The organism is Pseudomonas sp. GL_103, from assembly GCF_057835175.1.
Map to the genome: position 1 here is coordinate 1,843,380 of NZ_CM174420.1, position 24,733 is coordinate 1,868,112.

Annotated in this window: 21 protein-coding genes and 1 pseudogene; 10 read left to right on the forward strand and 12 right to left on the reverse strand. The window is 59.7% G+C overall.

Going from position 1 to position 24,733, the window contains the following annotated elements:
* Positions 1-63: 63 nt before the first annotated feature.
* The 7 genes and pseudogenes from AC3IP0_RS08375 to gcl form a co-directional block, all read right to left on the reverse strand.
* Positions 64-888 (reverse strand): annotated as a pseudogene (locus AC3IP0_RS08375) (ion transporter).
* A 21-nt stretch (positions 889-909) separates the two neighbouring features.
* Entirely contained in the window at positions 910-1,824 is a 915-nt protein-coding gene (locus AC3IP0_RS08380; protein ID WP_489327164.1) for an urea transporter, read from the reverse strand.
* Positions 1,825-1,974: 150 nt separating this feature from the next.
* Positions 1,975-3,390, reverse strand: coding sequence for a pyruvate kinase (pyk, locus tag AC3IP0_RS08385; protein WP_489327165.1), 1,416 nt, complete (start codon positions 3,388-3,390; stop codon positions 1,975-1,977).
* Entirely contained in the window at positions 3,380-4,660 is a 1,281-nt protein-coding gene (locus AC3IP0_RS08390) for a glycerate kinase type-2 family protein (RefSeq protein WP_489318901.1), read from the reverse strand. The genes pyk and AC3IP0_RS08390 overlap by 11 nt, the downstream gene beginning before the upstream one ends.
* Positions 4,661-4,844: 184 nt before the next feature.
* Positions 4,845-5,732, reverse strand: coding sequence for a 2-hydroxy-3-oxopropionate reductase (locus tag AC3IP0_RS08395; RefSeq protein WP_477775740.1), 888 nt, complete (start codon positions 5,730-5,732; stop codon positions 4,845-4,847).
* A 126-nt stretch (positions 5,733-5,858) separates the two neighbouring features.
* Positions 5,859-6,641, reverse strand: coding sequence for a hydroxypyruvate isomerase (gene hyi, locus AC3IP0_RS08400; protein WP_046037664.1), 783 nt, complete (start codon positions 6,639-6,641; stop codon positions 5,859-5,861).
* Between the two features lie 138 nt (positions 6,642-6,779).
* Positions 6,780-8,555 (reverse strand): glyoxylate carboligase, encoded by a 1,776-nt coding sequence (gcl, locus tag AC3IP0_RS08405; RefSeq protein WP_223447957.1) that lies wholly within the window; start codon positions 8,553-8,555, stop codon positions 6,780-6,782.
* A 268-nt stretch (positions 8,556-8,823) separates the two neighbouring features.
* On the opposite strand from gcl, the gene AC3IP0_RS08410 reads away from it, so the two are divergent.
* Positions 8,824-9,264 carry a GlcG/HbpS family heme-binding protein gene (locus AC3IP0_RS08410; protein WP_046037662.1) on the forward strand — a complete coding sequence of 147 codons (441 nt, stop codon included), beginning with the start codon at positions 8,824-8,826 and terminating at the stop codon, positions 9,262-9,264.
* A gap of 215 nt (positions 9,265-9,479) precedes the next feature.
* Positions 9,480-9,938 carry an REP-associated tyrosine transposase gene (locus tag AC3IP0_RS08415; protein WP_489319734.1) on the forward strand — a complete coding sequence of 153 codons (459 nt, stop codon included), beginning with the start codon at positions 9,480-9,482 and terminating at the stop codon, positions 9,936-9,938.
* Positions 9,939-10,057: 119 nt separating this feature from the next.
* Here AC3IP0_RS08415 and AC3IP0_RS08420 read toward each other — a convergent pair whose 3' ends face one another.
* Complete coding sequence (locus AC3IP0_RS08420; protein ID WP_015096199.1) at positions 10,058-10,666, reverse strand: TetR/AcrR family transcriptional regulator; 609 nt, start codon at positions 10,664-10,666, stop codon at positions 10,058-10,060.
* Between the two features lie 134 nt (positions 10,667-10,800).
* Between AC3IP0_RS08420 and AC3IP0_RS08425 the strand changes: the two genes are divergently transcribed.
* Positions 10,801-11,715 (forward strand): DUF808 domain-containing protein, encoded by a 915-nt coding sequence (locus AC3IP0_RS08425; protein ID WP_489327166.1) that lies wholly within the window; start codon positions 10,801-10,803, stop codon positions 11,713-11,715.
* Positions 11,716-11,842: 127 nt separating this feature from the next.
* On the opposite strand, the gene AC3IP0_RS08430 is transcribed toward AC3IP0_RS08425, so the two are convergent.
* Positions 11,843-12,631, reverse strand: coding sequence for an MlaA family lipoprotein (locus AC3IP0_RS08430; RefSeq protein WP_150724520.1), 789 nt, complete (start codon positions 12,629-12,631; stop codon positions 11,843-11,845).
* Positions 12,624-13,922, reverse strand: coding sequence for a serine/threonine protein kinase (locus AC3IP0_RS08435; RefSeq protein ID WP_489318903.1), 1,299 nt, complete (start codon positions 13,920-13,922; stop codon positions 12,624-12,626). Before AC3IP0_RS08435 ends, AC3IP0_RS08430 begins: the two co-directional genes overlap by 8 nt.
* A 225-nt stretch (positions 13,923-14,147) precedes the next feature.
* Between AC3IP0_RS08435 and AC3IP0_RS08440 the strand changes: the two genes are divergently transcribed.
* Positions 14,148-14,516, forward strand: coding sequence for a hypothetical protein (locus AC3IP0_RS08440; protein WP_489318904.1), 369 nt, complete (start codon positions 14,148-14,150; stop codon positions 14,514-14,516).
* Between the two features lie 88 nt (positions 14,517-14,604).
* Here AC3IP0_RS08440 and AC3IP0_RS08445 read toward each other — a convergent pair whose 3' ends face one another.
* Positions 14,605-16,200: a glycoside hydrolase family 17 protein gene (locus AC3IP0_RS08445; protein ID WP_489327168.1), complete on the reverse strand. Its 1,596-nt coding sequence runs from the start codon at positions 16,198-16,200 to the stop codon at positions 14,605-14,607.
* Positions 16,201-16,487: 287 nt separating this feature from the next.
* Here AC3IP0_RS08445 and AC3IP0_RS08450 point away from each other — a divergent pair, with 287 nt between their 5' ends.
* The 3 genes from AC3IP0_RS08450 (at position 16,488) to AC3IP0_RS08460 (ending at position 19,546) form a co-directional block, all read left to right on the forward strand.
* Positions 16,488-17,339, forward strand: coding sequence for a glycine betaine ABC transporter substrate-binding protein (locus AC3IP0_RS08450; protein WP_223447950.1), 852 nt, complete (start codon positions 16,488-16,490; stop codon positions 17,337-17,339).
* Positions 17,340-17,579: 240 nt separating this feature from the next.
* A complete protein-coding gene (locus AC3IP0_RS08455; RefSeq protein WP_150772700.1) occupies positions 17,580-17,891 on the forward strand; it encodes a DUF485 domain-containing protein in 312 nt (103 codons plus the stop codon).
* Positions 17,888-19,546, forward strand: a complete 1,659-nt coding sequence (locus tag AC3IP0_RS08460) for a cation acetate symporter (protein ID WP_489318906.1) — start codon at positions 17,888-17,890, stop codon at positions 19,544-19,546. The genes AC3IP0_RS08455 and AC3IP0_RS08460 overlap by 4 nt, the downstream gene beginning before the upstream one ends.
* Positions 19,547-20,561: 1,015 nt before the next feature.
* Here AC3IP0_RS08460 and gltA read toward each other — a convergent pair.
* On the reverse strand, positions 20,562-21,851 hold the full coding sequence (gltA, locus tag AC3IP0_RS08465; protein ID WP_007977501.1) for a citrate synthase: 1,290 nt from the start codon (positions 21,849-21,851) through the stop codon (positions 20,562-20,564).
* A 364-nt stretch (positions 21,852-22,215) separates the two neighbouring features.
* Between gltA and sdhC the strand changes: the two genes are divergently transcribed.
* From sdhC to sdhA, 3 genes are read left to right on the forward strand one after another with little or no spacing between them, the layout of a single operon-like run.
* A complete protein-coding gene (gene sdhC, locus AC3IP0_RS08470) occupies positions 22,216-22,590 on the forward strand; it encodes a succinate dehydrogenase, cytochrome b556 subunit (RefSeq protein WP_032829628.1) in 375 nt (124 codons plus the stop codon).
* Positions 22,584-22,952, forward strand: coding sequence for a succinate dehydrogenase, hydrophobic membrane anchor protein (sdhD, locus tag AC3IP0_RS08475; RefSeq protein ID WP_008049683.1), 369 nt, complete (start codon positions 22,584-22,586; stop codon positions 22,950-22,952). The genes sdhC and sdhD overlap by 7 nt, the downstream gene beginning before the upstream one ends.
* Positions 22,953-22,955: 3 nt before the next feature.
* On the forward strand, positions 22,956-24,728 hold the full coding sequence (sdhA, locus tag AC3IP0_RS08480) for a succinate dehydrogenase flavoprotein subunit (protein ID WP_223533590.1): 1,773 nt from the start codon (positions 22,956-22,958) through the stop codon (positions 24,726-24,728).
* The last annotated feature ends 5 nt before the right edge of the window (positions 24,729-24,733 follow it).

A 24,733-nucleotide genomic window follows, 5' to 3' on the forward strand; every position in this document is an offset into this window, starting at 1 on the left:
ATCAACGAGGTGTCGACTATAGCCGGGCTCGTTTAGTCCCTTAAAGATTAAAAAGCTCTTTGCTTATTCCAGTTTTTTGAACAGTGCATTGCCACAACGTGAGCAGAACGACGCCTCGGGTTCATGGCTGTCCTTGGCACACACCGGGCAGTCGCGATGCTGCTGGCCGCCACGCATGGCCGTGGCCAGTTCGGCGGTGAAAATCCCGGTGGGCACGGCAATGATCGAGTAACCGGTGATCATCACCATCGACGAGATGACCTGGCCCAGTGCAGTCTTGGGCACGATGTCGCCGTAACCGACGGTGGTCAGGGTCACGATAGCCCAGTAAATGCCCTTGGGAATGCTGGTGAAGCCATGTTGCGGGCCTTCGACCACATACATCAGGGTGCCGAACACGATGACCAGAGTGCAGACGCTGAGCAGGAACACGAGGATTTTCTGCTTGCTGCCACGCAGGGCATCGAGCAGGTAGTGGGCTTGCTTGAGGTACGGGCCAAGCTTGAGCACGCGGAAGATCCGCAGCATCCGGATGACCCGGATGATCAGCAGGTACTGGGCATCGCTGTAGTACAGCGCGAGGATGCCGGGCACGATGGCCAGCAGGTCCACCAGCCCTTAGAAACTGAAGGCATAGCGCAGGGGCTTGGGCGAGCAGTACAGGCGCAGGATGTACTCGCCGAGGAAGATCACCGTGAAGCCCCACTCGATGTACGCCAGCAGGCTGGCGTAGTTCTGGTGGACGTCATCGATGCTGTCCAGGATCACCACCACCAGGCTGGCGAGGATGATCAGCAGCAGGGTGGAGTCGAAGCGTCGACCGGCAACGGTGTCGGTCTGGAAAATAATCACGTACAGGCGGTTACGCCACGTGTCGTTGCTGTTCATGCACATCGCCTTGGCCGCAAATCAGCGCAGCCTAGGTTGATTCTCCCCGGGAGCGCAAGGCGCGCTTTCGACCGTGGCTTTGCCGAACATTTGAACAACGCTGCGAATCAGCCAGCCGGCAAGAATGAACGGAGCGGTCAGTGTGGGCAGACCGATGGCGGCAAACACCGGCGTCAGCAACAGCGCCAGGCCGATGCCTACCAATGGCAGCCACGGTTGGCGACGCTGCGAGCTGAAGGCGAGGGCGGCCAGCACGGCGTTATAGCCACCGAGGCCGAGCAGTGCGGTATAGAAATCGTGGTGCAACAGGCTCCAGCCCATGCCCGCGACAGAGGCCAACAACGCCCAGCAGAAGGCGCGGCGATCAGCGATCAGCAGACCGGCGGCAATCATCGCACCGGCCAGCGGATGACCGAGGAACATCACCTGGCCAACGCCTTTGAGTGGCGCTGCGAGCATGTTCAGGGTGCTGACTTCGATCAAATGCGGCTCTGTCGAGGGCGTGGCGAAGCACAGCAGCAACCAGCCCAGTCCGACGAAGGGCGCGGTGTAGGCCGGCAGGCATTGGCTGAACCGGACCCGCTTGAGCCACTGTTGGGTGACCATCGCGCTCAGGCCTCCGGCGGCCAGAATCAGTGGCGGCATCATCGCCGACCAGGGGAAATACAGGCTCAGTAACAGTCCGAGCAGCACGCCGTTGTAGCTGAACAACCCGGCCTGACGATCAGCCTTGGCATAGTTGCGGCGTTGCGCGGTGAGCAGGCCGGCGACACCGCCGAGCAAGGCGCCGCCAAGCAAGGCGGGCGCAGTGAACAAAATGGCCAGGACGCACAGCAGGCCGCACAGCGGATTGCGCTGGAGAAAGATCTGGCTGAAGCCGTTGAGCAATGCTTCGGCCCAGTCGGGGCAGTGGGTGTTGAAATGGTTGGCAGGCATGATGAGGTCTGTGGTGTTTCCGGTGAATCGTGTCGCCTGCTTCGCGAGCAAGCCCGCTCCCACATTGAATCTTTGTTCAGTCATTGATTCTGTGGTGCACACAGATCAACTGTGGGAGCGGGCTTGCTCGCGAAGAGGCCGGTATGGGCGCTAGATCAATGTCTCGATACGTAGTGAGTTAGTCGACCCCGGCTGGCCAAAGGGCACACCTGCTGTGATCAACAGCGTGTCGCCACGCTGTGCCATGCCCTGGGCCTGTGCGATCTCCAGTGCTGTCGAGCAGACTTCATCGACCTGACGCAGACGATCGTTGACCACTGAGTGCACACCCCACGCCACGCTAAGGCGACGGGCGGTCTGCAGGTTCGGCGTCAGGTTGAGGATCGGCACCGTCGGCCGCTCCCGCGCCGCACGCAGGCTCGAAGCGCCGGACTCGCTGTAGTTCACCAGCACCGCCACCGGCAGCACGTTGCTGATGCGGCGAATGGCGCAGCTGATCGCGTCGGAAACAGTCGCCTCGGCTTTCGGTCGGCTGACGTCGAGTTGAGTCTGATAGTCCGGACCGTTTTCCACCTGGCGGATGATCTTGCTCATCATCTGCACGGCTTCGAGCGGGTATTCGCCGGACGCGGTTTCCGCCGACAGCATCACCGCGTCCGCGCCTTCGGCCACGGCATTGGCCACATCGGTGACTTCGGCGCGGGTTGGCGCCGGTGAGAAGCGCATCGACTCCAGCATCTGGGTTGCCACCACCACCGGTTTGCCGAGCTGACGGCAGGTGCTGATGATGTTCTTCTGGATCTGCGGCACGCTTTCGGCCGGCACTTCCACGCCCAGGTCACCCCGGGCGACCATGATCGCGTCGCACAGTTCGGCGATCTCGCGCAGTTGTTCGACGGCCGAGGGCTTCTCGATCTTGGCCATCAGGAACGCCTTGTCGCCGATCAGGGAGCGGGCTTCACGGATGTCATCGGGACGTTGCACGAATGACAGCGCCACCCAGTCCACACCGAGCTCCAGACCGAAGGTCAAGTCGCGGCGATCCTTGGCGGTCAGCGGGCTCAGGTCGAGCACCGCTTGCGGTACGTTCACGCCTTTGCGGTCCGACAGTTCGCCGCCGTTGAGCACGGTGGTGTCGATGGCGTCGGCGTACTTGGTCACTACCCGCAGACGCAACTTGCCGTCGTCCAGCAGCAGGTCCATGCCCGGCTCCAGTGCGGCGATGATTTCCGGGTGGGGCAGGTTGACCCGGCGCTCATCGCCCGGCGTGGCATCGAGGTCCAGGCGCAAGGCCTGGCCGCGTACCAGTTGCACCTTGCCTTCGGCGAACTTGCCGACCCGCAGTTTCGGGCCTTGCAGGTCCATCAGGATGCCCAATGGATAATTGAGCTGGCGCTCGACTTCACGAATCCACTGAAAACGCTGGGCGTGGTCGGCGTGATCGCCATGGCTGAAGTTCAGGCGGAAGATGTTGACCCCGGCCAGCACCAGCTCACGGATGGCGTCGATGCCGTCGGTGGCCGGGCCGAGCGTGGCGAGGATTTTGACCTTTTTATCAGGCGTCATGTTTAGTGCTCTCAAGGATCAGAATGGCGCGGAAGTCGTTGACGTTGGTACGGGTCGGCTCGGTGACGATCAGGGCGTCCAGCGCCTCGAAGTAGCCGTAACCGTTGTTGTTGTCCAACTCGTCGCTGGCGCTCAGGCCCAGGGCGGCAGCACGGGCGTAACTGTCCGGGGTCATGATCGCGCCGGCGTTGTCTTCGGAACCGTCGATGCCGTCGGTGTCACCGGCCAGCGCGTAGACACCGGGCAAGCCCTTGAGGCTGTCGGTCAGGCTCAGCAGGAACTCGGCATTGCGTCCGCCACGGCCATTGCCGCGCACGGTCACGGTGGTTTCACCGCCAGAGAGAATCACGCATGGCGCCGCCAGCGGCTGGCCATGCAGGACGATCTGCCGTGCGATGCCGGCGTGGACTTTCGCCACCTCGCGGGATTCGCCTTCAAGGTCGCCGAGGATCAGCGGACTGAACCCGGCCTGACGGCATTTCACTGCCGCCGCTTCAAGGGATTGCTGCGGACGGGCGATCAACTGGAAATGACTGCGGGCCAGGCTCGGGTCGCCGGGTTTGACGGTCTCCGACTCGGGGCTTTGCAGCCAGGTGCGCACCGAGGCCGGAACCTCGATGGCGTAGCGTTTGAGGATCGCCAGCGCTTCGGCCGACGTGCTCGGGTCGGCCACGGTAGGGCCGGAGGCGATGACCGTGGCGAGGTCGCCCGGCACATCGGAAATCGCATAGGTGTAGACCGTGGCAGGCCAGCAGGCTTTGCCCAGGCGGCCGCCCTTGATCGCCGAGAGGTGCTTGCGCACGCAGTTCATCTCGCCGATGGTCGCGCCGGATTTGAGCAGGGCTTTGTTGATCGACTGCTTGTCGGCCAGGGTGATGCCTTCGGCCGGCAGTGCCAGGAGGGCAGAGCCACCACCGGAGAGCAGGAAGATCACGCGGTCGGATTCGTTCAGGTCGCTGACCAGTTCCAGCACGCGCTTGGCCACGGCCAGGCCAGCGGCATCAGGCACCGGATGCGCGGCTTCGACCACTTCGATTTTTTCGCAAGGTGCGCCGTGACCGTAACGGGTCACCACCAGGCCGCAGATTTCACCCTGCCAGCAGCGCTCGACCACCTGTGCCATGGCGGCTGCGGCTTTGCCGGCGCCAATGACGATTACACGACCGCTGCGGTCGGCAGGCAGATGGGCTTCGAGGACTTGTTGCGGATGCGCCGCGTCGATGGCTGTGGCAAACAGCTCGCGCAGCAATTGTTGCGGATCGACCGACATGGCGGGCTCCCGGAATTCTTGTTATTGGGGGAACGCAACCTGCGGCAACTCTGGGTCGGTTACCCATTTGGTGGGATGAACCGGATCCTGTAGGAGCTGCCGCAGGCTGCGATCTTGTTGCGGATAACGCTGTATGCGGAGAGATGTCAGATCAAGATCAAAAGATCGCAGCCTTCGGCAGCTCCTACTTGCGAATCGAGAAGTTCGCCATGTGTTCCAGGCCCTTGATCAGCGCCGAGTGGTCCCAGTTGCTGCCACCGATGGCCGCGCAGGTGCTGAACACTTGCTGGGTGTTGGCGGTGTTCGGCAGGTTGATGTTCAGCTCCTTGGCGCCTTGCAGGGCCAGATTCAGGTCCTTCTGGTGCAGGCTGATGCGGAAGCCTGGATCGAAGGTGCCCTTGATCATGCGCTCGCCGTGCACTTCGAGGATCTTCGAGGACGCGAAACCGCCCATCAGTGCTTCACGCACCTTGGCTGGATCGGCACCGTTTTTCGAAGCGAACAGCAGAGCTTCAGCCACGGCCTGGATGTTCAGGGCCACGATGATCTGGTTGGCCACCTTGGCGGTTTGACCGTCGCCGTTGCCACCGACCAGGGTGATGTTCTTGCCCATGGCCTGGAACAGCGGCAAGGCGCGTTCGAAGGCGTCGGCATCGCCGCCGACCATGATGCTCAGGGTCGCAGCCTTGGCGCCGACTTCACCGCCGGATACCGGGGCGTCGAGGTATTGCGCGCCTTTTTCGTTGATTTTGGCCGCGAAAGCCTTGGTGGCAGTCGGCGAGATCGAGCTCATGTCGATGACCACTTTGCCTTTGCCCACGCCGGCAGCGATGCCGTCGGCACGGAACAGCACGTCATCGACCTGCGGGGTATCGGGCACCATGACGATGATGAACTCGGCTTCCTGGGCAACTTCTTTCGGGTTCGCCAGGGCAACGGCGCCAGCGGCGACCAGGTCGGCAGGCGCAGGGTCGTGGTGCGCCGACAGGAACAGGCTGTGACCGGCTTTCTGCAGGTTCGCCGCCATTGGGTGGCCCATGATGCCGGTGCCGATAAATCCGATTTTAGCCATGAGAAAATCCTCTTGTTATAAACAGCCGTAGGAGCTGCCGAAGGCTGCGATCTTTTCAGAGCTACATAAAAGCAAGATCAAAAGATCGCAGCCTTCGGCAGCTCCTACAGTGATAAATGTGTTTGATCAGATTGCGTTATGGGTTTTCAACCAGCCCAGGCCCGCTTCAGTGGTGGTCAGCGGCTTGTATTCGCAGCCGACCCAGCCCTGGTAACCGATGCGGTCCAGGTGTTCGAACAGGAAGCGGTAGTTGATTTCACCGGTACCTGGTTCGTTGCGCCCCGGGTTGTCCGCGAGCTGCACGTGGTTGATCTCGCCCAGGTGCGATTGCAGGGTGCGGGCCAGATCGCCTTCCATGATTTGCATGTGGTAGATGTCGTATTGCAGGAACAGGTTGGCGCTGCCGACCTGTTCGCGAATCGACAGGGCTTGCGCCGTGTTGTTCAGGTAGAAACCTGGAATGTCACGGGTGTTGATCGCTTCCATCACCAGCTTGATGCCCGCTGCTTGCAGCTTGTCGGCCGCGTACTTGAGGTTAGCGACGAAGGTTTTCTCCACGGTGGCATCGTCAAAGCCCTGCGGACGAATACCGGCCAGGCAGTTGACCTGGGTGTTGCCCAGCACTTGCGCGTAAGCGATGGCCAGGTCGACACCGGCACGGAACTCTTCGACCCGGTCCGGCAGGCACGCGATACCGCGCTCGCCCTTGGCCCAGTCACCGGCCGGCAGGTTGAACAGCACTTGGGTCAGGCCGTGTGCGTCGAGCTGGGCCTTGATTTCGGCGGAGCTGAAGTCGTACGGGAACAGGTATTCGACACCACTGAAGCCGGCCTTGGCGGCCGCTTCGAAACGGGCGAGAAAGTCCTGTTCGGTGAACAGCATGGACAGGTTGGCTGCGAAACGCGGCATGGTGGTCTCCCGTTGCAAATTAATGATGATGGCCCTGTGTAGGAGCTGCCGAAGGCTGCGATCTTTTGATCTTGATCTTCAAAACAAAAGATCAAAAGATCGCAGCCTGCGGCAGCTCCTACAGGGGCATCAAGCGGATCAGTCGAGCAACGAAATCGCAGTCGGTGCGTCGTCGCCGACCAGCGCCAGGTCTTCGAATTCGTTGACGGCGTTGATCTCGGTACCCATGGAAATGTTGGTCACGCGCTCCAGGATGATCTCGACGATCACCGGAACCTTGAACTCTTCGATCAGCTCCTGGGCCTTGCGCAGGGCAGGCTGGATCTGAGCCGGTTCGAATACGCGCAGTGCCTTGCAGCCGAGGCCTTCGGCAACGGCGACGTGGTCCACACCGTAGCCGTTGAGTTCCGGCGCGTTCAGGTTGTCGAAGGACAGCTGCACGCAGTAGTCCATGTCGAAACCGCGCTGGGCCTGACGGATCAGGCCCAGGTACGAGTTGTTCACGACAACATGTATGTACGGCAGCTTGAACTGCGCGCCAACCGCCAACTCCTCGATCATGAACTGGAAGTCATAGTCCCCCGACAGGGCCACGACTTTACGGTTCGGATCAGCCTTGACCACGCCCAGTGCTGCCGGAATGGTCCAGCCCAACGGGCCTGCCTGGCCGCAGTTGATCCAGTGGCGCGGCTTGTAGACGTGCAGGAACTGCGCGCCGGCAATCTGCGACAGACCGATGGTGCTGACGTAGCAGGTGTCTTTGCCGAACACCTGGTTCATTTCTTCGTAAACGCGTTGCGGCTTGACCGGCACGTTGTCGAAGTGAGTCTTGCGCTGCAGGCTGGCTTTACGCTGCTGGCAGTCTTGCAGCCAGGCGCTGCGGTTCTTCAGCTTGCCGGCGGCTTGCCATTCGCGAGCGACTTCGATGAACACGGTCAGCGCGGCAGCGGCGTCGGAAACGATGCCCAGATCCGGCGTGAACACGCGGCCGATCTGAGTGCCTTCGATGTCGACGTGAATGAACTTGCGGCCTTCGGTGTAGACGTCGACCGAACCGGTGTGACGGTTGGCCCAACGGTTACCGATACCCAGAACCACGTCGGATTTCAGCATGGTCGCGTTGCCGTAGCGGTGCGAGGTCTGCAAGCCAACCATGCCCACCATCAGCGGGTGATCGTCCGGAATGGTGCCCCAGCCCATCAGGGTCGGGATGACCGGGATGCCGGTCAACTCAGCGAACTCGACCAGCAGATCGCTGGCATCGGCGTTGATGATGCCACCACCGGCGACCAGCAATGGACGCTCGGCCTGATCCAGCATGGCCAAGGCTTTTTCAACCTGGACGCGGGTAGCGCTCGGCTTGGCCAATGGCAGCGGCTGGTAAGCATCGATGTCGAATTCGATTTCGGCCATCTGCACGTCGAACGGCAGGTCGATCAACACCGGGCCTGGCCGGCCGGAGCGCATTTCATAAAAGGCTTTCTGGAACGCGTAAGGCACCTGGCCCGGTTCCATGACGGTGGTTGCCCACTTGGTCACTGGCTTGACGATGGTGGTGATGTCGACAGCCTGGAAGTCTTCCTTGTGCATACGGGCGCGGGGTGCCTGGCCGGTAATGCAAAGGATTGGAATCGAGTCGGCCGAAGCGCTGTAGAGCCCGGTGACCATGTCGGTGCCGGCAGGGCCGGAAGTACCGATGCACACGCCGATGTTGCCGGCCTTGGTGCGGGTGTAGCCCTCGGCCATGTGCGAGGCGCCTTCAACGTGGCGAGCGAGTACGTGATCGATGCCGCCGACCTTTTGCAGGGCGGAGTACAGCGGGTTGATGGCGGCACCCGGGATGCCAAAAGCGGTATCGACCCCTTCACGGCGCATCACCAGAACGGCGGCTTCGATTGCTCTCATTTTGCTCATGGTTTTGTGCCTCTTTACGTTTTGTAATTGTATACAAGTGGCTTTGCGCAGAGTGTATTCACGGCGGACGGCGCAGGTCAATCCATTTTCTCAAGCGCTTGTTTCATTCGTCGGAAGCCCGTTCTGCTGTGGCTTTTCGTCGCATGTGGCGCCTTTCGAGAATTATTGTATACAAAAAAATAATTCATTGTGTTCTATTTGTTGCATCTGGCTGCGGCGCAAGCGCGCAGCCCACCGACTTTCCGAAAAACAAAATGAGGACGGCACCATGAGCGCTTTAACCTTGAAAGTCGCAGTCAACCTGGTCAACGAGGCCATCACCGCAGGGCGTGCAATCTCTGCGGCACCCTTGACCATTGCGGTACTGGATGCCGGCGGGCATCTGATCGCCCTGCAACGCGAAGACGGCGCCAGCCTGCTGCGCCCGCACGTCGCCATCGGCAAAGCCTGGGGCGCCATCGCCCTGGGCAAGGGTTCACGCCTGCTGGCGCTGGACGCCCAGCAACGCCCGGCGTTTATCGCCGCGTTGAACAGCCTGGGGCAGGGCAGCGTCGTGCCGGCACCGGGTGGTGTGCTGGTTCGCGATCAGGACGGGAACGTGCTGGGAGCGGTGGGGATCAGCGGCGATCTGTCGGATGTCGACGAGCAGTGCGCGATCAATGCGATCGAGGCGTTGGGGTTGGTGGCGGATGCGGGGGTGGCGGCTTGATCTTCGCTGACTGAACTACCGCTTTCGCGAGCAAGCCCGCTCCCACATTGGATTTTTTGCGTACACAAATTTTGTGAACGTCAGCGATCAAGTGTGGGAGCGGGCTTGCTCGCGAAGGCAATCTTCCAGACACATCCAGCTAAAGGTCTCCCCCCACAATCCTGTAGTCGCTGAACTAGCCTTTCCATGACTTCAACATGAGAGAGGGCAAGGGAATGCCTGAGCTGTCAGCATCACACCGCCTGCGCATCGGCCGCTACGCCGAGCAAAACCGCATTTACCTACTGACTGCCAATACCCTGAAACGAGAACCTGTTTTCAGGGATTACACCCTTGGCAGACTGGTTGTTCACCAATTCAGGCAAACACAGGATGACGGCTTTGCCGACACACTGGCATGGGTGGTCATGCCGGATCATTTCCATTGGCTGATTCAATTGCAAAAGGGATCGCTTGCGCAGCTGATGTGCCAGGCGAAATCCTTGAGTACTCGTGCAATCAATAGGGCAACTGGCAGAACGGGGAATCTCTGGCAACCGAGCTTTCATGATCGTGCGCTGAGAAAAGATGACGATCTGGTAAAGCTGGCTCGATATGTTGTGGCTAACCCATTGCGGGCAGGACTGGTCGAGAAGCTGGGTGATTATCCGTTGTGGGATGCGATCTGGGTTTGATCTGAAACCGGGTTGCCGCCATTCGCGAGCAAGCCCGCTCCCACATTTTACCGAGTTTCGCCAGGAGAATAGAGATCAAATGTGGGAGCGGGCTTGCTCGCGAATAGCCTTGATGCGGTCTACCGCTCCGGCTCACACCCCTTGAGCACCAACCGGATAATCGTCTGCGCCGCCGCTTCATAATCTTCTTCATCCAGCCGTGCCTTGCCGGTGATGGCGGTGATTTGCCAGTCGAAGTCGGCGTAGGTCTGGGTCGCGGCCCAGATGCTGAACATCAGGTGGTTGGGGTCGATGGGGGCGATTTGCCCGCGGTCGATCCAGGTCTGGATGCACTCGATGTTGTGTTTGGCCTGGCCATTGAGCTGCTCGACCAGATCGCTGCTCAGGTGGGGGGCGCCGTGCATGATTTCGCTGGCGAACACCTTGGAGGCGAAAGGCAGGTCGCGGGAGATGCGGATCTTCGAACGAATGTAGCCGCTGAGCACTTCACCGGGCTCGCCGTCCGGATTGAACGGTGTCGAAGCCTGCAGGATGGGCTCGATGATGCTTTCCAGAACCTCGCGGTAGAGGTTCTCCTTGGATTTGAAGTAGTAGTAGACGTTGGGCTTGGGCAATCCCGCCTTGGCTGCGATGTCGCTGGTTTTGGTCGCAGCGAAGCCTTTGTCGGCGAATTCCTCACTGGCGGCACGCAGGATCAGTTGTTTGTTGCGCTCGCGGATAGTGCTCATAAACCGGGTGATTCCTTGCCTGTTCTGGCGGTTGCGCATGGTATCACCGGCCTCGCGCGGCGCTCAAGAATGCACCGTAGGCTCTTATGTCGCGCTATGCTGCTGCGCATTCATTGCAGAAGGAAACCCGATTCATGGCAGGAAGCAGTTTGCTGGTGCTGATCGACGACATCGCGACCGTGCTGGACGACGTGTCTTTGATGACCCAAATGGCCGCCAAGAAAACGGCCGGCGTACTCGGCGACGACCTGGCACTCAATGCCCAGCAAGTCAGTGGCGTGCGTGCCGAACGGGAAATCCCGGTGGTCTGGGCGGTCGCCAAGGGTTCGTTCATCAATAAACTGATCCTGGTGCCGTCGGCGCTGGCGATCAGTGCGTTCATTCCGTGGCTGGTCACACCGTTGTTGATGGTCGGTGGTGCCTATCTGTGTTTTGAAGGGTTTGAGAAGCTCGCCCACAAGTTCCTGCACAGCAAGGCCGAAGACGTCGCCGAGCATGCGCAGTTGGTCGAAGCCGTGGCCGATCCTGCCATCGACCTGGTGGCGTTCGAGAAGGACAAGATCAAAGGCGCGATCCGCACCGATTTCATTCTTTCGGCGGAAATCATCGCCATCACCCTCGGCACCGTGGCCGGCGCTCCATTGACCCAGCAAATCATCGTGCTTTCGGGCATCGCCATTGTCATGACCGTCGGCGTGTACGGATTGGTGGCGGGTATCGTCAAGCTCGACGACCTCGGCCTGTGGTTGACCCAGAAACCCGGGCAGATGGCGAAAAGCATTGGCGGCGGGATTCTGCGCGCGGCACCGTACATGATGAAAAGCCTGTCGGTGATCGGTACGGCGGCGATGTTTCTGGTGGGCGGCGGGATCCTCACGCACGGTGTGCCGGTGGTGCATCACTGGATCGAAAGTGTCGGTGCGGCGGCGGGTGGCGGCGGATTTATCGTGCCGGTGTTGCTCAATGGCGTGGCGGGGATTGTCGCAGGGGCGGTGGTGTTGGTTGGCGTGATGGCTGTCAGCAAGGTCTGGAAAGCCCTGAAAGGCTGAAGACAACACAAAGCAAATGTGGGAGCGGGCTTGCTCGCGAAGAGGTCGTGTCAGTCACCAAAAAGGTTGTCTGACACACCGCTTTCGCGAGCAAGCCCGCTCCCACATTGATTTATAGCTGCCGGAATTACTCGGCGACCTGCAACTTGCGCGCTTCGGTATACACGTAACGCACTTTGTCGTACTCGAACGGCGAGTTCATCTGGCCATAGCGGAAGCTGGTCTGGTAGCGCTTGTCGATGCCGCGCAGGATCAAGACTTCCGGATGGTTGGAGCTGACTTCGGCCACGTTCAGGAAGTTGATCGCACTCTCGGCCGAGTAATCCACCAGCAGGCCGCCGGTATCACGCAGGTTCGACGGACCGAGGATCGGCAGGACTAAATAAGCGCCGCCCGGCACGCCGTAGAAGCCCAGGGTCTGGCCGAAGTCTTCGCTCTGGCGCGGCAGGCCCATGGCGGTGGCCGGGTCCCACAGGCCGGCGATGCCGATGGTGGTGTTGAGCAGCAGTCGCCCGGTGGTTTCCAGCGAGCGCTGGCCCTTGAGTTGCAGCAGGCTGTTCATCAGGTTCGGCACGTCGCCGAGGTTGTTGAAGAAGTTGCTGACGCCGGTGCGCAGGAAGCTCGGGGTGACGTAGCGGTAACCATTGACCACCGGCAGGAACACCCATTGATCGAAGCGGTAGTTGAAGTGATAGACGCGCCGGTTCCACTCTTCCAGCGGATCGTAGACGGTCAGCGCGCTGAGGGTTGAACGCTCGAACTCACGCTGGTCCAGACCCGGGTTGAATTTGAGTTTGCTCAGCGGTTCCTTGAAACCATCACTGTCGACGACCACGGGGGCGTTGGCTTTGCTGTTGTCGGCATTGGCGACGCCTGCACAGAGTAGCGCTGCGAAAAGCAGGAGATATTTAGCCACGGAAAAACTCCAGCATGGCGTCGCTGTTGACGCGGTAGTTAATGTTGCCGCAGTGGCCGCCATACGGGTAAACGGTCAGGCGATCACCGAAGGTCTTGCGCAGGAAGCCCAGGTCGCCAGGGCCGAGGATCACGTCATCGGCGTTGTGCATCACAGCGATTTTCGGGCTTTCGTGCAGATAGTCCTTCAGCGCATACAGGCTCACCTGGTCAATCAGTTGCAGCAGGCTGCCGCCGTCGGTGCGGGCGCGCCACATCGGGATCACTTGTTCGGTGATGTAGCAGTCGAAGTCGCATTGCAGCGCACGCTTGAGGAATGGCGTGAGGCTGGTGCCCTCGGTGATCGGGAACTTGGGTGGGGTGATCAGGCCGCGACGGTTGACCAGGTCAGAAGTGAAGGCAATGTCGGCCGCCGAAAAGCGGAACGAGGTGCCGATCAGCATGGCCATCTGCTCGTTGGTCAGGTGCTGCTTGGACTGCTGGAAGTCGTAGAGCAGGGCGTCATTGAGGTCGATGTAGCCCTTTTGCTGGAAGTAGCGGGTCAGCTTGTCCAGCACCAGTTCATAGAACGTGGTGCTGGTGTTGATGCCCTTGACCTCGGTCTGGACCAGCTTGTCGAGGTTGGTGATCGAGGTGTAGAGGTTGACCGGCGGGTTGAGCAGCAGGACTTTCTTGAAGTTGAAGCTGCGGCGGGTTTCGTCCAGGTGCGAGACGAAAGCGGCATCCAGTGCACCCAGGCTGTACCCGGTCAGGTAGTAATCGGTGATCGGCATTTTCGGGTTCTGTGCCCGTACGGCCTGCATCACCCGGTACAGATCTTCGGCGTCTTCCTTGGAAACACCCGGCGTGGCGAAGCGTGATGCGGCGCTCATGAAGTCATAGCTGGTGGGCGATGACAACTGCACCACGTGGTAGCCGGCTTTGTAATAGAGCTTCTTCAGGTATTCGTTCAGGGTGCTGTCATAGCGTGCGCCGGTGCCGGCGATCAGGAACATCAGCGGTGCGGCGTGATCCTGCGTGGCAATGCGGTAGTCGAGTTTCTTGACCGCCCAGAAATTGTCCGGCAATTCGAACGCCCGTTCCGGACGCAAGGTGACGCTGCGCACTTCCTGATCGATGTCGTCGTCCTGGGGTAACTCCGGACGCAGGTCCGGCGGCGTGGTCGCGATGGTCGCCTCGAACGGGTTGGTCAGGGGGTAGCCGTAACTGGCAGCGTCAATGTCGACCGCCAGTGCGGACGCACTCAATATAAGGCCGCCAAACAGGGCAGCGAAGCGCAAGGAACGGAGCATGACTAAATCCCTTAGAAGAAGGTGCCGAATGAATTTCGCAGGCTATGACCACCGGATTTGCGCCAAAGTGCCAACCCTCGGCACCAAACAGGCTTAATTTCGAAGTAATAGTAGCTGGACGATACACTTTGCAGCGATTGAATGACCAGTTAACAGTTGTTATCGCTTGCGAAACGCTCTTGGGCGATTAAGCTGGCCGCCGTTTTTCGCCAATTGGAGTGTTTCATGTCCCGCCGCCTGCCTGTGATTCTGCTGCTTGTTTTGCTGCCTGTATGGCTGGCCGCCAGTTATGGCGCGCGTTATGGCTTCATGGAGGATGCACAGTGGGTCGGCATTTGCGTGGATGAGGCGAGTCGTTGGGAATGCCAGGTGCGTTCTAACCTGGGGCTGATGATTCACTTCGCAGTCCTGGGGTGGGCTGCGTTGGCGGCTGCGATCATCGGCTTTGTCGTGCCGGGGCGGGCCGGCTGGTGGCTGGCGGTGCTGGCGCTGGTGTTCGGGTTTCCGGCACTGGCTTTGTACAACACCACGCTGGCGGTGTTTGCGGTGGTGATTGCGGGGTTGCGGTTGGTCAGGGCTTCTCGTAGCGCTTGATAGTCCGTCATCGCGAGCAAGCTCGCTCCCACAGGATCCTTGTGGGAGCGAGCTTGCTCGCGATGAGGTCAGTCAGGTCGCTAAAGAGTTAAACCTTGCGAACCCGCAGGCAACGCCACAACGCAGCCACCATCAACACACTCACCAGCGCCCAACCCCAGGCCTGCTGGTTCTGCAAACCTTCACGGTACAACTGCGGTGCAATACCGGCACCGATGATGAAGGTCAGCAACGCAATCTCGCGACGCGGTACGTTCACCGGGCGGCACAGATACACCAGCGCCGGCACGATGAACGCAACACTCGGGAAGCTGCGATAACGCGGATCGAGTACCAGTTCCAGCATCATCACGGCTGCCGTGAAACCTGTCGTTGCAACCAGCCAGCCAGCACGGCGCTCAAGCAGGTTGAAAGCCCGCCCACGCCAACCACGGCGAGGGCTCAATGCCAGCGCGGCATGGGCCAGCACCAGCAGATTCAGAGCGGTCAGCAGTCCGACCCATAGCCATTCACTGGTAAAGCGCGTGGTCACCCGTGCCAGGTCGCCCCAGGCGCCAATCGAACACGCCGCCAAGGCACCGAGCAGCGGCAGCACCAGTGCCGAACGCGTCGTGCGGACCCGGCCACCGAGCAGCAACGTGCCGATGAAGATCAGGCCACCCACGGCCAGCCATTGCGACCAGTACGGTACGTTTGTCACTGGCCCGGCCAGCACACCCTTGTCCTGGCGATCGGCGTCGAACAGCCCCCAGTAACCACCGACTGCACCTTCACTGGCGCGTTTCCAGGGCTGGTCGAAGGCTTCGATCAGGTTGTAATGCCAGCCCTGTTGCTCGGCCATGGCGACAAAGCCGCGAATGAACCTGGCTTCGTTGACCCGGCTCGGAAGGGCCGTTTCGCGCTGGCGACCTTCGCTTGGCCAGCCGGTTTCGCCGATCAGCACATCCTTGGGCGCGAACTTGTTGCCGAACACCTGGCGTACTTCGGCCACATGCTGCAGGGCGGCGTCGATGTTCGACGGATCATCTTCCCAGTACGGCAGCAAGTGGATGGTCAGGAAGTCCACGGCGGGGGCGATTTCCGGATGCTTGAGCCAGAACTCCCAGACGTCGGCGTAGGTGACAGGCTGTTTGACCTGACTCTTGACCTTGTTGATCAGCTTCACCAACTGCGCACCAGTGACTTCCTTGCGCAGCAGGGTTTCGTTGCCGACGATCACCGCGCTGACCACATCCGGGTTGGCGTTGGCCGAGGTGATCAGCAGGTCGACTTCTTTCTCGGTGTCCACCGGGTTGCTGTTGACCCAGGCGCCGATCATCAGTTTCAAGCCATGCTTGCGCGCAAGGTCCGGCAGGGCGTCGAGGCCGGTCATGGAATAGGTGCGGATGCATTCGAAGCTTTTGGACAGCAGCGCGAGGTCGGCATCCATGCGCTCGGGGCGCAAGTTGAATGGCACGTCAAACGGCGATTGATCCTTGTCGAATGGCGTGTAGGAGGCGCATTGCAGCTTGTGCGTGGCGCTGGCCACGTCCGGCAGGATCACCGGTTTGCCGAGGCCGTACCAGAAGCCGCCAAGGGCAAACAGCCCGAGCAGGCAAGCGAATAGATAAGCAGCAAAAGGGAAGCGGGAGGTCGCGGACATGGTCAGGCCGTGTGGGAACAAAGCGGCGCATGTTACCTGCATTTGCCGCGTGCTTGGTGGCCTGCATGATTTTGACATGCAAAGTTCGGGCGGTTTGGCGGGGGTGTTTGTAGCGCTGAGGATTAATGGCTTTCTGATGTCGTTTCTCGATGCCTTGAGGTCGCTGGCAGAGCAGGTCGCCATGAGCGTCAGGTTGATTATCGCAAGTGTCAGTACTCCGCTGATGTTCGAACGAGTTTGCGGTGGGCGTGATGGGGGCGCTGTGCACCATAACAATACGTTTAAGCGACTCGGCATCCGTCGAGCGCAGCACTTTCGGGGAAGTAACGATGAAGATGCGACGACTCTTGGGCGCAGGTGCGGCTTTGGTGCTGGCGATCAGTTCGACCGTGGCAAGCGCCGCTGGCAAGGACGTGACGCTTGGTTATGTCGATGGCTGGTCGGACAGTGTCGCCACGACCAACGTGGCGGCTGAAGTGATCAGGCAGAAACTCGGTTATGACGTGAAGCTGCAAGCCGTCGCTACCGGGATCATGTGGCAGGGCGTGGCCACCGGTAAACTCGACGCCATGCTGTCGGCCTGGCTGCCGGTGACCCACGGTGAGTACTGGACGAAGAACAAGGATCAGGTCGTCGACTACGGCCCGAACTTCAAGGACGCGAAAATCGGCCTGATCGTGCCGGAGTACGTCAAGGCCAAGTCCATTGACGACCTCAAGACCGACGACACCTTCAAGAACCGCATCGTCGGCATTGACGCCGGTTCAGGTGTGATGCTCAAGACCGATCAGGCGATCAAGGACTACGACCTGACCGGTTATCAACTCAAGGCCAGTTCCGGCGCCGGCATGATCGCCGAGCTGACCCGTGCCGAGAAGAAGAACGAATCCATCGCGGTCACCGGCTGGGTACCGCACTGGATGTTCGCCAAGTGGAAACTGCGCTTCCTCGAAGACCCGAAAGGCGTGTACGGCGCGGCTGAAACCGTGAACAGCATCGGCAGCAAGGGCCTGGAAGCCAAGGCGCCGGAAGTGGCCAAGTTCCTGAAGAACTTCCAGTGGGAATCCAAGGATGAAATCGGCCAAGTGATGCTGGCGATTCAGGATGGTGCCAAACCTGAAGCCGCGGCGAAGGATTGGATCGCCAAACACCCTGAGCGTGTGGCTGCCTGGACTAAATAACAGGCACCTCGCTTTAAATTGTGGGAGCGGGCTTGCTCGCGAAAGCGGTGTAACAGTCAACAATAATGTTGAATGTTATGGCCCCTTCGCGAGCAAGCCCGCTCCCACACTTGTTTATGGCGTGCTGGAATTTGGCGAAAACACCATGTGGTTCTAAGACTAAGGTCGTCTGGAACCTGCCCCGCAGCCGCATAGAGTGGATACCGTTCCAACTAAATCTGTGCTGCGAGGATAAAAACAATGAACGACAGCATTTACCTCTCGATTCAAAACAGCCCGCGCTTCAAGGAGCTGGTTAGCAAGAGGGAACGATTCGCCTGGATTCTTTCGGCGGTCATGCTAGGGCTTTACTCCGGATTCATCCTTCTGATTGCCTACGGGCCGCAGGTGCTGGGGGCGAAAATCAGCCCTGAGTCCTCGATTACCTGGGGCATACCGATCGGTGTCGGGCTGATTGTCTCGGCCTTCATCCTGACCGGTATCTACGTACGGCGCGCCAATGGCGAGTTCGACGACCTGAACAATGCGATTCTCAAGGAGGCTCAGCAATGATCCGCCGTCTAATGGCTCTTTTGAGCATCGCAGCATTCGCACCTGGCGCCTGGGCCGCTGACGCCCTGACCGGTGCCGTGCAGAAGCAACCACTCAACGTATCCGCGATCGTGATGTTTGTCGCCTTCGTCGGTGCCACCCTGTGCATCACCTACTGGGCCTCCAAGCGTAATAAGTCGGCAGCCGATTACTACGCCGCTGGCGGCAAGATCACCGGTTTCCAGAACGGTCTGGCGATTGCCGGTGACTACATGTCGGCAGCATCCTTCCTGGGTATTTCCGCCCTGGTGTTCACCTCCGGCTACGACGGCCTGATCTACTCGATCGGCTTCCTGGTGGGCTGGCCGATCATTCTGTTCCTGATCGCCGAGCGCCTGCGTAACCTGGGTAAATACACCTTTGCCGACGTGGCGTCCTATCGCCTTGGGCAAACCCAGATCCGCTCGCTGTCCGCTTGCGGTTCGCTGGTGGTGGTGGCGTTCTACCTGATCGCGCAAATGGTCGGTGCCGGCAAGCTGATCCAGCTGCTGTTCGGTCTCGATTACCATGTTGCGGTGATCCTGGTCGGTATCCTGATGTGCATGTACGTGTTGTTCGGCGGCATGCTGGCGACCACCTGGGTGCAGATCATCAAGGCTGTGCTGTTGCTGTCCGGTGCTTCCTTCATGGCGCTGATGGTGATGAAGCACGTCAACTTCGACTTCAACATGCTGTTCTCCGAGGCGATCAAGGTTCACCCGAAAGCGGAAGCGATCATGAGCCCGGGCGGCCTGGTGAAAGATCCGATCTCGGCGTTCTCCCTCGGTCTGGCGCTGATGTTCGGTACCGCTGGCCTGCCGCACATCCTGATGCGCTTCTTCACCGTGAGTGACGCAAAAGAAGCCCGCAAGAGCGTGTTGTACGCAACCGGCTTCATTGGCTACTTCTACATCCTGACCTTCATCATCGGCTTCGGCGCGATCCTGCTGGTCAGCACCAACCCGGCCTTCAAAGATGCTGCAGGCGCCTTGCTGGGCGGTAACAACATGGCGGCGGTGCACTTGGCCAACGCGGTCGGCGGCAGCATTTTCCTGGGCTTCATCTCGGCAGTAGCGTTCGCGACCATTCTGGCAGTGGTTGCCGGTCTGACCCTGGCCGGTGCTTCGGCGGTGTCCCACGATCTGTACGCCAGCGTGATCAAGAAGGGCAAGGCCAACGAGAAGGACGAGATTCGCGTCTCGAAAATCACCACCATCGCCTTGGCGGTGCTGGCAATTGCTTTGGGTATCCTGTTCGAGAGCCAGAACATTGCGTTCATGGTGGGCCTGGCGTTCTCCATCGCGGCGAGCTGCAACTTCCCGGTGCTGTTGCTTTCCATGTACTGGAAGAAGCTGACCACTCGCGGTGCGATGATCGGCGGCTGGATGGGCCTGATCAGTGCTGTGGGCCTGATGGTGCTTGGTCCGACCATCTGGGTGCAGATCCTGCATCACGAGAAGGCTATCTTCCCGTATGAATACCCGGCGCTGTTCTCGATGATGATTGCCTTTGTCGGGATCTGGTTCTTCTCGGTTACCGACAAGTCGACTGCGGCTGACAATGAGCGGGCGCTGTTCTTCCCGCAGTTTGTTCGTTCGCAGACTGGCCTGGGTGCAAGTGGTGCTGTTTCGCACTAAGCGTTTGGGTTTGATTGTTTAAGTTGTGTTGAATGGAAATGCCCTGGTCGCGAGATTGGGGCATTTTTTTATTGGGCGGTAATCGACCTGAATTTCGTGGATGTACCCGATTTACTGTAGGAGCGAGCCTGCTCGCGAAGGCTTTGTGTCGGGCGGAGTGTTTTTTGAGGGTGTACATATCCATTCCTGCGGTAACGGCCACCTATGGTTTCGCCCTTACGGCGAGTCACTTTTTTTACAAGCGCCTAAAAAAAGTAACCAAAAAAACGCTCGCCCCTTACGTACGGCCCCTCGCTAAGGCTCGGCGTTCCTTCGCTGCGGTATTCATCCGGGGGCATTGCCCTCCGGTCGGCTTCGCTTCGACCTACATGCAATGGGTTCGACTGCGTCGAACGGCGCTGCGCGCCAATCCCCGGATGAACACCTCCGCTCAGCCTCCCGAGGGGGCGGGTGGATCAAGATCAAGAGCTGCAGGCGAGCTAACGCTCGGCCTGATGAGTGGTGAAAAGCGAAGGTGTACGCCGCTCTGTCTTTGCTCTCCCGTGGGAGCGAGCCTGCTCGCGAAGGCGGCCTGCCGGCTGACCGAAACTTTGCAGAGAGCCACACCAGCAACCAGGCCGGCCGGTAGGCCGCCTCGGGCGCTGTTGCGGTACACGCCCCCTCATGAGGCCGAGTGGAGGTTCTGCGCAGTGGGCAACCCGGCATGGATGCCGGGTTAGCCGCCCCCGGCCATGGATGGCCGATGGCGGCGGGCCCACGGAGCAGGACCGGAGCGAGGGAATGCCGAGCCACGGCGAGGCACCGAATGTCAGGGGCAAGAGCCCTTGGTTACTTGGGGCTTTTCCAAGTGACCCGCTGTAAGAGCGGAACCCTAAGTGGCCGTTACCGAAGAAACGGATATGCGCTCGATCAAAAAAACGCGACAAAGCGCACAAACAAAAACGGCCTCCTGCTCTTTATATAAAAAGCAGAGGCCGTTCCCGGTACAACTCAACACCCTACAGCAAGACAGTGCTTACTTGCGGTCTTCCAGCTTGGTGATATCACGCGACTCGTAGCCGGTGTACAACTGGCGCGGACGGCCGATCTTGTACGGGCTGGAGAGCATTTCCTTCCAGTGGGAGATCCAGCCGACGGTCCGCGCCAGGGCGAAGATCACGGTGAACATGCTGGTTGGAATGCCGATCGCCTTGAGGATGATCCCCGAGTAGAAGTCGACGTTCGGGTACAGCGAGCGCTCGATGAAGTACGGGTCGGTCAGGGCAATCTCTTCCAGGCGCATGGCCAGTTCGAGTTGCGGATCGTTCTGGATGCCCAGTTCCTTCAACACTTCGTCGCAGGTCTGCTTCATTACCGTGGCGCGCGGGTCGCGGTTTTTGTAAACGCGGTGACCGAAACCCATCAGTTTGAACGGATCGTTCTTGTCCTTGGCCTTGGCGATGAACTTGTCGATGTTCGAAACATCGCCGATTTCATCGAGCATGGTCAGTACGGCCTCGTTTGCACCGCCGTGGGCAGGGCCCCACAGTGCAGCGATACCGGCGGCGATACAGGCGAACGGGTTGGCACCCGAAGAGCCGGCCAGGCGTACGGTGGAGGTCGAAGCGTTCTGCTCGTGGTCGGCATGGAGGATGAAGATCCGGTCCATGGCCTTGGCGAGTACCGGGCTGATCGGTTTGATCTCGCACGGGGTGTTGAACATCATGTGCAGGAAGTTTTCCGCGTACGACAGGTCGTTGCGCGGGTACATCATGGGTTGTCCCATGGAGTACTTGTAAACCATCGCGGCCAGGGTCGGCATCTTGGCAACCAGGCGGATCGCGGAGATTTCGCGATGCTGCGGGTTATTGATGTCCAGGGAGTCGTGGTAGAACGCCGAGAGGGCGCCGACTACGCCGCACATGACGGCCATCGGGTGGGCGTCGCGACGGAAGCCGTTGAAGAAGGTCTTCAGCTGCTCGTGAACCATGGTGTGGTTCTTCACGGTGCTGACGAACTGGGCCTTCTGCTCTGCGGTCGGCAGTTCGCCGTTGAGCAGCAGATAGCAGGTTTCCAGATAGTCCGACTTTTCAGCCAGCTGTTCGATCGGGTAGCCGCGGTGCAGCAGGATGCCGTTGTCGCCGTCGATATAGGTGATCTTCGACTCGCACGAGGCGGTCGACATGAAGCCTGGGTCAAAGGTGAAACGGCCCGTGGCCGTCAGGCCCCGAACATCGATAACATCGGGACCAACGGTGCCGGTTAAAATGGGCAGCTCGACGGGGGCTGCGCCCTCGATGATCAACTGCGCTTTTTTGTCAGCCATGTGGCCTCCTATTTATGCTTGAAATCATCAGACAGACCCCCCACGCAGGGCCCGCACCACTATAGTGAGATAAATTCGAATGTCAATTTGCCTAAAGTCTTGCTCCAGAAGGCTTTAACCGGACTTTTTTCTCGAAATTGGCTGCCATTTACGCCTTTTATGTCAGTTGCGCAATCAGCTGTTTGGGTTAGGTGTTTGCGTTGTCATTAGTAGCCTAACTGTCTATACTCGGCCACCGACCGCCAAGGGCTTTTGGGCTTGCTTTCATTGGGGGTCGCATCCCTGGGTGGTGGTTACCTGACCAGTGCACTCCCCAACAACTTTGCCCTGATTGTTAGGGGCTCTTCAGTGTGAAAAAAAAGCCGTGAAAAGCCAACGACCTGTAAACCTAGACCTAAGGACCATCAAACTCCCAGTCACTGCTTACACGTCCATCCTTCACCGAATTTCCGGTGTCATCCTCTTCGTGTGCCTTGCCATCATGCTTTACGCATTGGACAAGTCGCTGAGTTCCGAGGAAGGCTTCGGTCAGGTGAAAGCGTGTCTGACCAGTCCGCTAGCCAAGCTAGTGACATGGGGCATCCTGTCCGCTCTGCTTTATCACCTGGTAGCCGGTGTGCGCCATTTGATCATGGACATGGGCATCGGTGAGACGCTGGAAGGCGGCAAGCTGGGCTCGAAAATCGTTATCGCCGTTTCCGTGGTGGTAATCGTTCTGGCAGGAGTTTGGATATGGTAACTAACGTCACGAACCTCTCGCGTTCGGGCCTCTATGACTGGATGGCGCAACGTGTGTCTGCGGTCGTTCTCGCGGCTTACTTCATCTTCCTGATCGGATACATCGTGGCCAACCCTGGCCTCGAGTACGCCCAGTGGCATGAACTGTTCGCCCACAACGGAATGCGTATCTTCAGCCTCCTGGCCCTCGTTGCCCTCGGCGCTCACGCCTGGGTCGGCATGTGGACCATCGCGACCGACTACCTGACGCCAATGGCGTTCGGCAAGTCCGCGACCGCTATACGTTTCCTTTTCCAGGCAGTATGCGGCGTTGCGATGTTCGCTTACTTCGTCTGGGGCGTGCAGATTCTCTGGGGTATCTGAGTCATGGCTAACATTCCAACGATTTCTTTCGACGCCATCATTATTGGTGGCGGCGGTGCCGGCATGCGCGCAGCGCTGCAACTGGCACAGGGCGGTCACAAGACTGCCGTGATCACCAAGGTTTTCCCGACCCGTTCGCACACTGTATCCGCCCAGGGCGGCATCACCTGCGCAATCGCGTCCGCTGACCCGAACGATGACTGGCGCTGGCACATGTACGATACCGTCAAGGGTTCCGACTACATCGGTGACCAGGACGCTATCGAATACATGTGTCAGGAAGGCCCGGCTGCCGTTTACGAGCTGGACCACATGGGTATGCCGTTCTCCCGTACCGAGCAAGGTCGTATCTACCAGCGTCCATTCGGCGGTCAGTCCAAGGACTACGGTAAAGGCGGCCAGGCTGCGCGTACTTGCGCTGCGTCCGACCGTACCGGTCACGCTCTGCTGCACACCCTTTATCAGGGCAACCTGAAAGCCGGTACCGTGTTCCTGAACGAGTACTACGCTGTCGATCTGGTGAAGAACGGCGAAGGCGAGTTCGTCGGCGTGATCGCCATCTGCATCGAAACCGGCGAAACCACCTACATCCGTGCCAAGGCCACCGTACTGGCTACCGGCGGTGCAGGTCGTATCTACGCTTCGACCACCAACGCCCTGATCAACACCGGTGACGGCGTTGGCATGGCGCTGCGTGCTGGCGTTCCGGTGCAAGACATCGAAATGTGGCAGTTCCACCCGACCGGTATCGCCGGCGCTGGTGTACTGGTTACAGAAGGTTGCCGTGGTGAAGGTGGATACCTGATCAACAAGCACGGCGAGCGTTTCATGGAGCGTTATGCTCCGAACGCCAAAGACCTTGCCGGTCGTGACGTTGTTGCCCGTTCGATGGTTAAAGAGATCATCGCCGGCAACGGTTGCGGTCCGAACGGCGACCACGTGATGCTCAAACTCGACCACCTGGGCGAGGAAGTGCTGCACAGCCGTCTGCCAGGCATCTGCGAACTGTCGAAAACGTTTGCACACGTTGACCCGGTTGTTGCTCCGGTTCCGGTTGTTCCAACCTGCCACTACATGATGGGCGGTGTTCCGACCAACATTCACGGTCAGGCAATCACCCAGAACGGCGAAGGCGTCGATGAAATCATCCCTGGTCTGTTCGCAGTGGGTGAAGTGGCTTGCGTATCGGTTCACGGTGCCAACCGTCTGGGCGGCAACTCGCTGCTCGACCTGGTGGTATTCGGCCGTGCTGCCGGCCTGCACCTGGAAAAGGCGCTGACCGACGGTATCGAATACGACGACGCCACCGACGCCGACATCCAGGCTGCCCTGGCGCGTCTGTCCGCCCTGAACGAGCGTACCGAAGGCGAAGACGTGGCTACCCTGCGTCGCGAGCTGCAAAACTGCATGCAGAACTACTTCGGTGTATTCCGTACCGGCGAATACATGCAGAAGGGTATTGCCCAGCTGGCTGACCTGCGCAAGCGCATCGCCAACGTGAAGATCAACGATAAGTCGCAGGCGTTCAACACTGCACGTATCGAAGCGCTGGAACTGCAGAACCTGCTGGAAGTGGCCGAAGCCACCGCCATCGCTGCAGAAGTACGTAAAGAGTCCCGTGGTGCTCACGCCCGTGAAGACTTCGAAGACCGTGACGACGAAAACTGGCTGTGCCACACCCTGTACTTCCCGGGTGACAAGCGCGTGACCAAGCGTGCCGTGAACTTCTCGCCGAAGACTGTTCCGACTTTTGAACCTAAGATTCGGACTTATTAAGGGTG

Excerpts from the sequence above, each read along its gene's own strand:
- AC3IP0_RS08380 (WP_489327164.1), bottom strand. The coding sequence starts at position 1,824 with ATGCCTGCCAACCATTTCAACACCCACTGCCCCGACTGGGCCGAAGCA.
- pyk (WP_489327165.1), bottom strand. The coding sequence starts at position 3,390 with ATGACGCCTGATAAAAAGGTCAAAATCCTCGCCACGCTCGGCCCGGCC.
- AC3IP0_RS08390 (WP_489318901.1), bottom strand. The coding sequence starts at position 4,660 with ATGTCGGTCGATCCGCAACAATTGCTGCGCGAGCTGTTTGCCACAGCC.
- AC3IP0_RS08395 (WP_477775740.1), bottom strand. The coding sequence starts at position 5,732 with ATGGCTAAAATCGGATTTATCGGCACCGGCATCATGGGCCACCCAATG.
- hyi (WP_046037664.1), bottom strand. The coding sequence starts at position 6,641 with ATGCCGCGTTTCGCAGCCAACCTGTCCATGCTGTTCACCGAACAGGAC.
- gcl (WP_223447957.1), bottom strand. The coding sequence starts at position 8,555 with ATGAGCAAAATGAGAGCAATCGAAGCCGCCGTTCTGGTGATGCGCCGT.
- AC3IP0_RS08410 (WP_046037662.1), top strand. The coding sequence starts at position 8,824 with ATGAGCGCTTTAACCTTGAAAGTCGCAGTCAACCTGGTCAACGAGGCC.
- AC3IP0_RS08415 (WP_489319734.1), top strand. The coding sequence starts at position 9,480 with ATGCCTGAGCTGTCAGCATCACACCGCCTGCGCATCGGCCGCTACGCC.
- AC3IP0_RS08420 (WP_015096199.1), bottom strand. The coding sequence starts at position 10,666 with ATGAGCACTATCCGCGAGCGCAACAAACAACTGATCCTGCGTGCCGCC.
- AC3IP0_RS08425 (WP_489327166.1), top strand. The coding sequence starts at position 10,801 with ATGGCAGGAAGCAGTTTGCTGGTGCTGATCGACGACATCGCGACCGTG.
- AC3IP0_RS08435 (WP_489318903.1), bottom strand. The coding sequence starts at position 13,922 with ATGCTCCGTTCCTTGCGCTTCGCTGCCCTGTTTGGCGGCCTTATATTG.
- AC3IP0_RS08440 (WP_489318904.1), top strand. The coding sequence starts at position 14,148 with ATGTCCCGCCGCCTGCCTGTGATTCTGCTGCTTGTTTTGCTGCCTGTA.
- AC3IP0_RS08445 (WP_489327168.1), bottom strand. The coding sequence starts at position 16,200 with ATGCAGGTAACATGCGCCGCTTTGTTCCCACACGGCCTGACCATGTCC.
- AC3IP0_RS08450 (WP_223447950.1), top strand. The coding sequence starts at position 16,488 with ATGAAGATGCGACGACTCTTGGGCGCAGGTGCGGCTTTGGTGCTGGCG.
- AC3IP0_RS08455 (WP_150772700.1), top strand. The coding sequence starts at position 17,580 with ATGAACGACAGCATTTACCTCTCGATTCAAAACAGCCCGCGCTTCAAG.
- AC3IP0_RS08460 (WP_489318906.1), top strand. The coding sequence starts at position 17,888 with ATGATCCGCCGTCTAATGGCTCTTTTGAGCATCGCAGCATTCGCACCT.
- gltA (WP_007977501.1), bottom strand. The coding sequence starts at position 21,851 with ATGGCTGACAAAAAAGCGCAGTTGATCATCGAGGGCGCAGCCCCCGTC.
- sdhD (WP_008049683.1), top strand. The coding sequence starts at position 22,584 with ATGGTAACTAACGTCACGAACCTCTCGCGTTCGGGCCTCTATGACTGG.
- sdhA (WP_223533590.1), top strand. The coding sequence starts at position 22,956 with ATGGCTAACATTCCAACGATTTCTTTCGACGCCATCATTATTGGTGGC.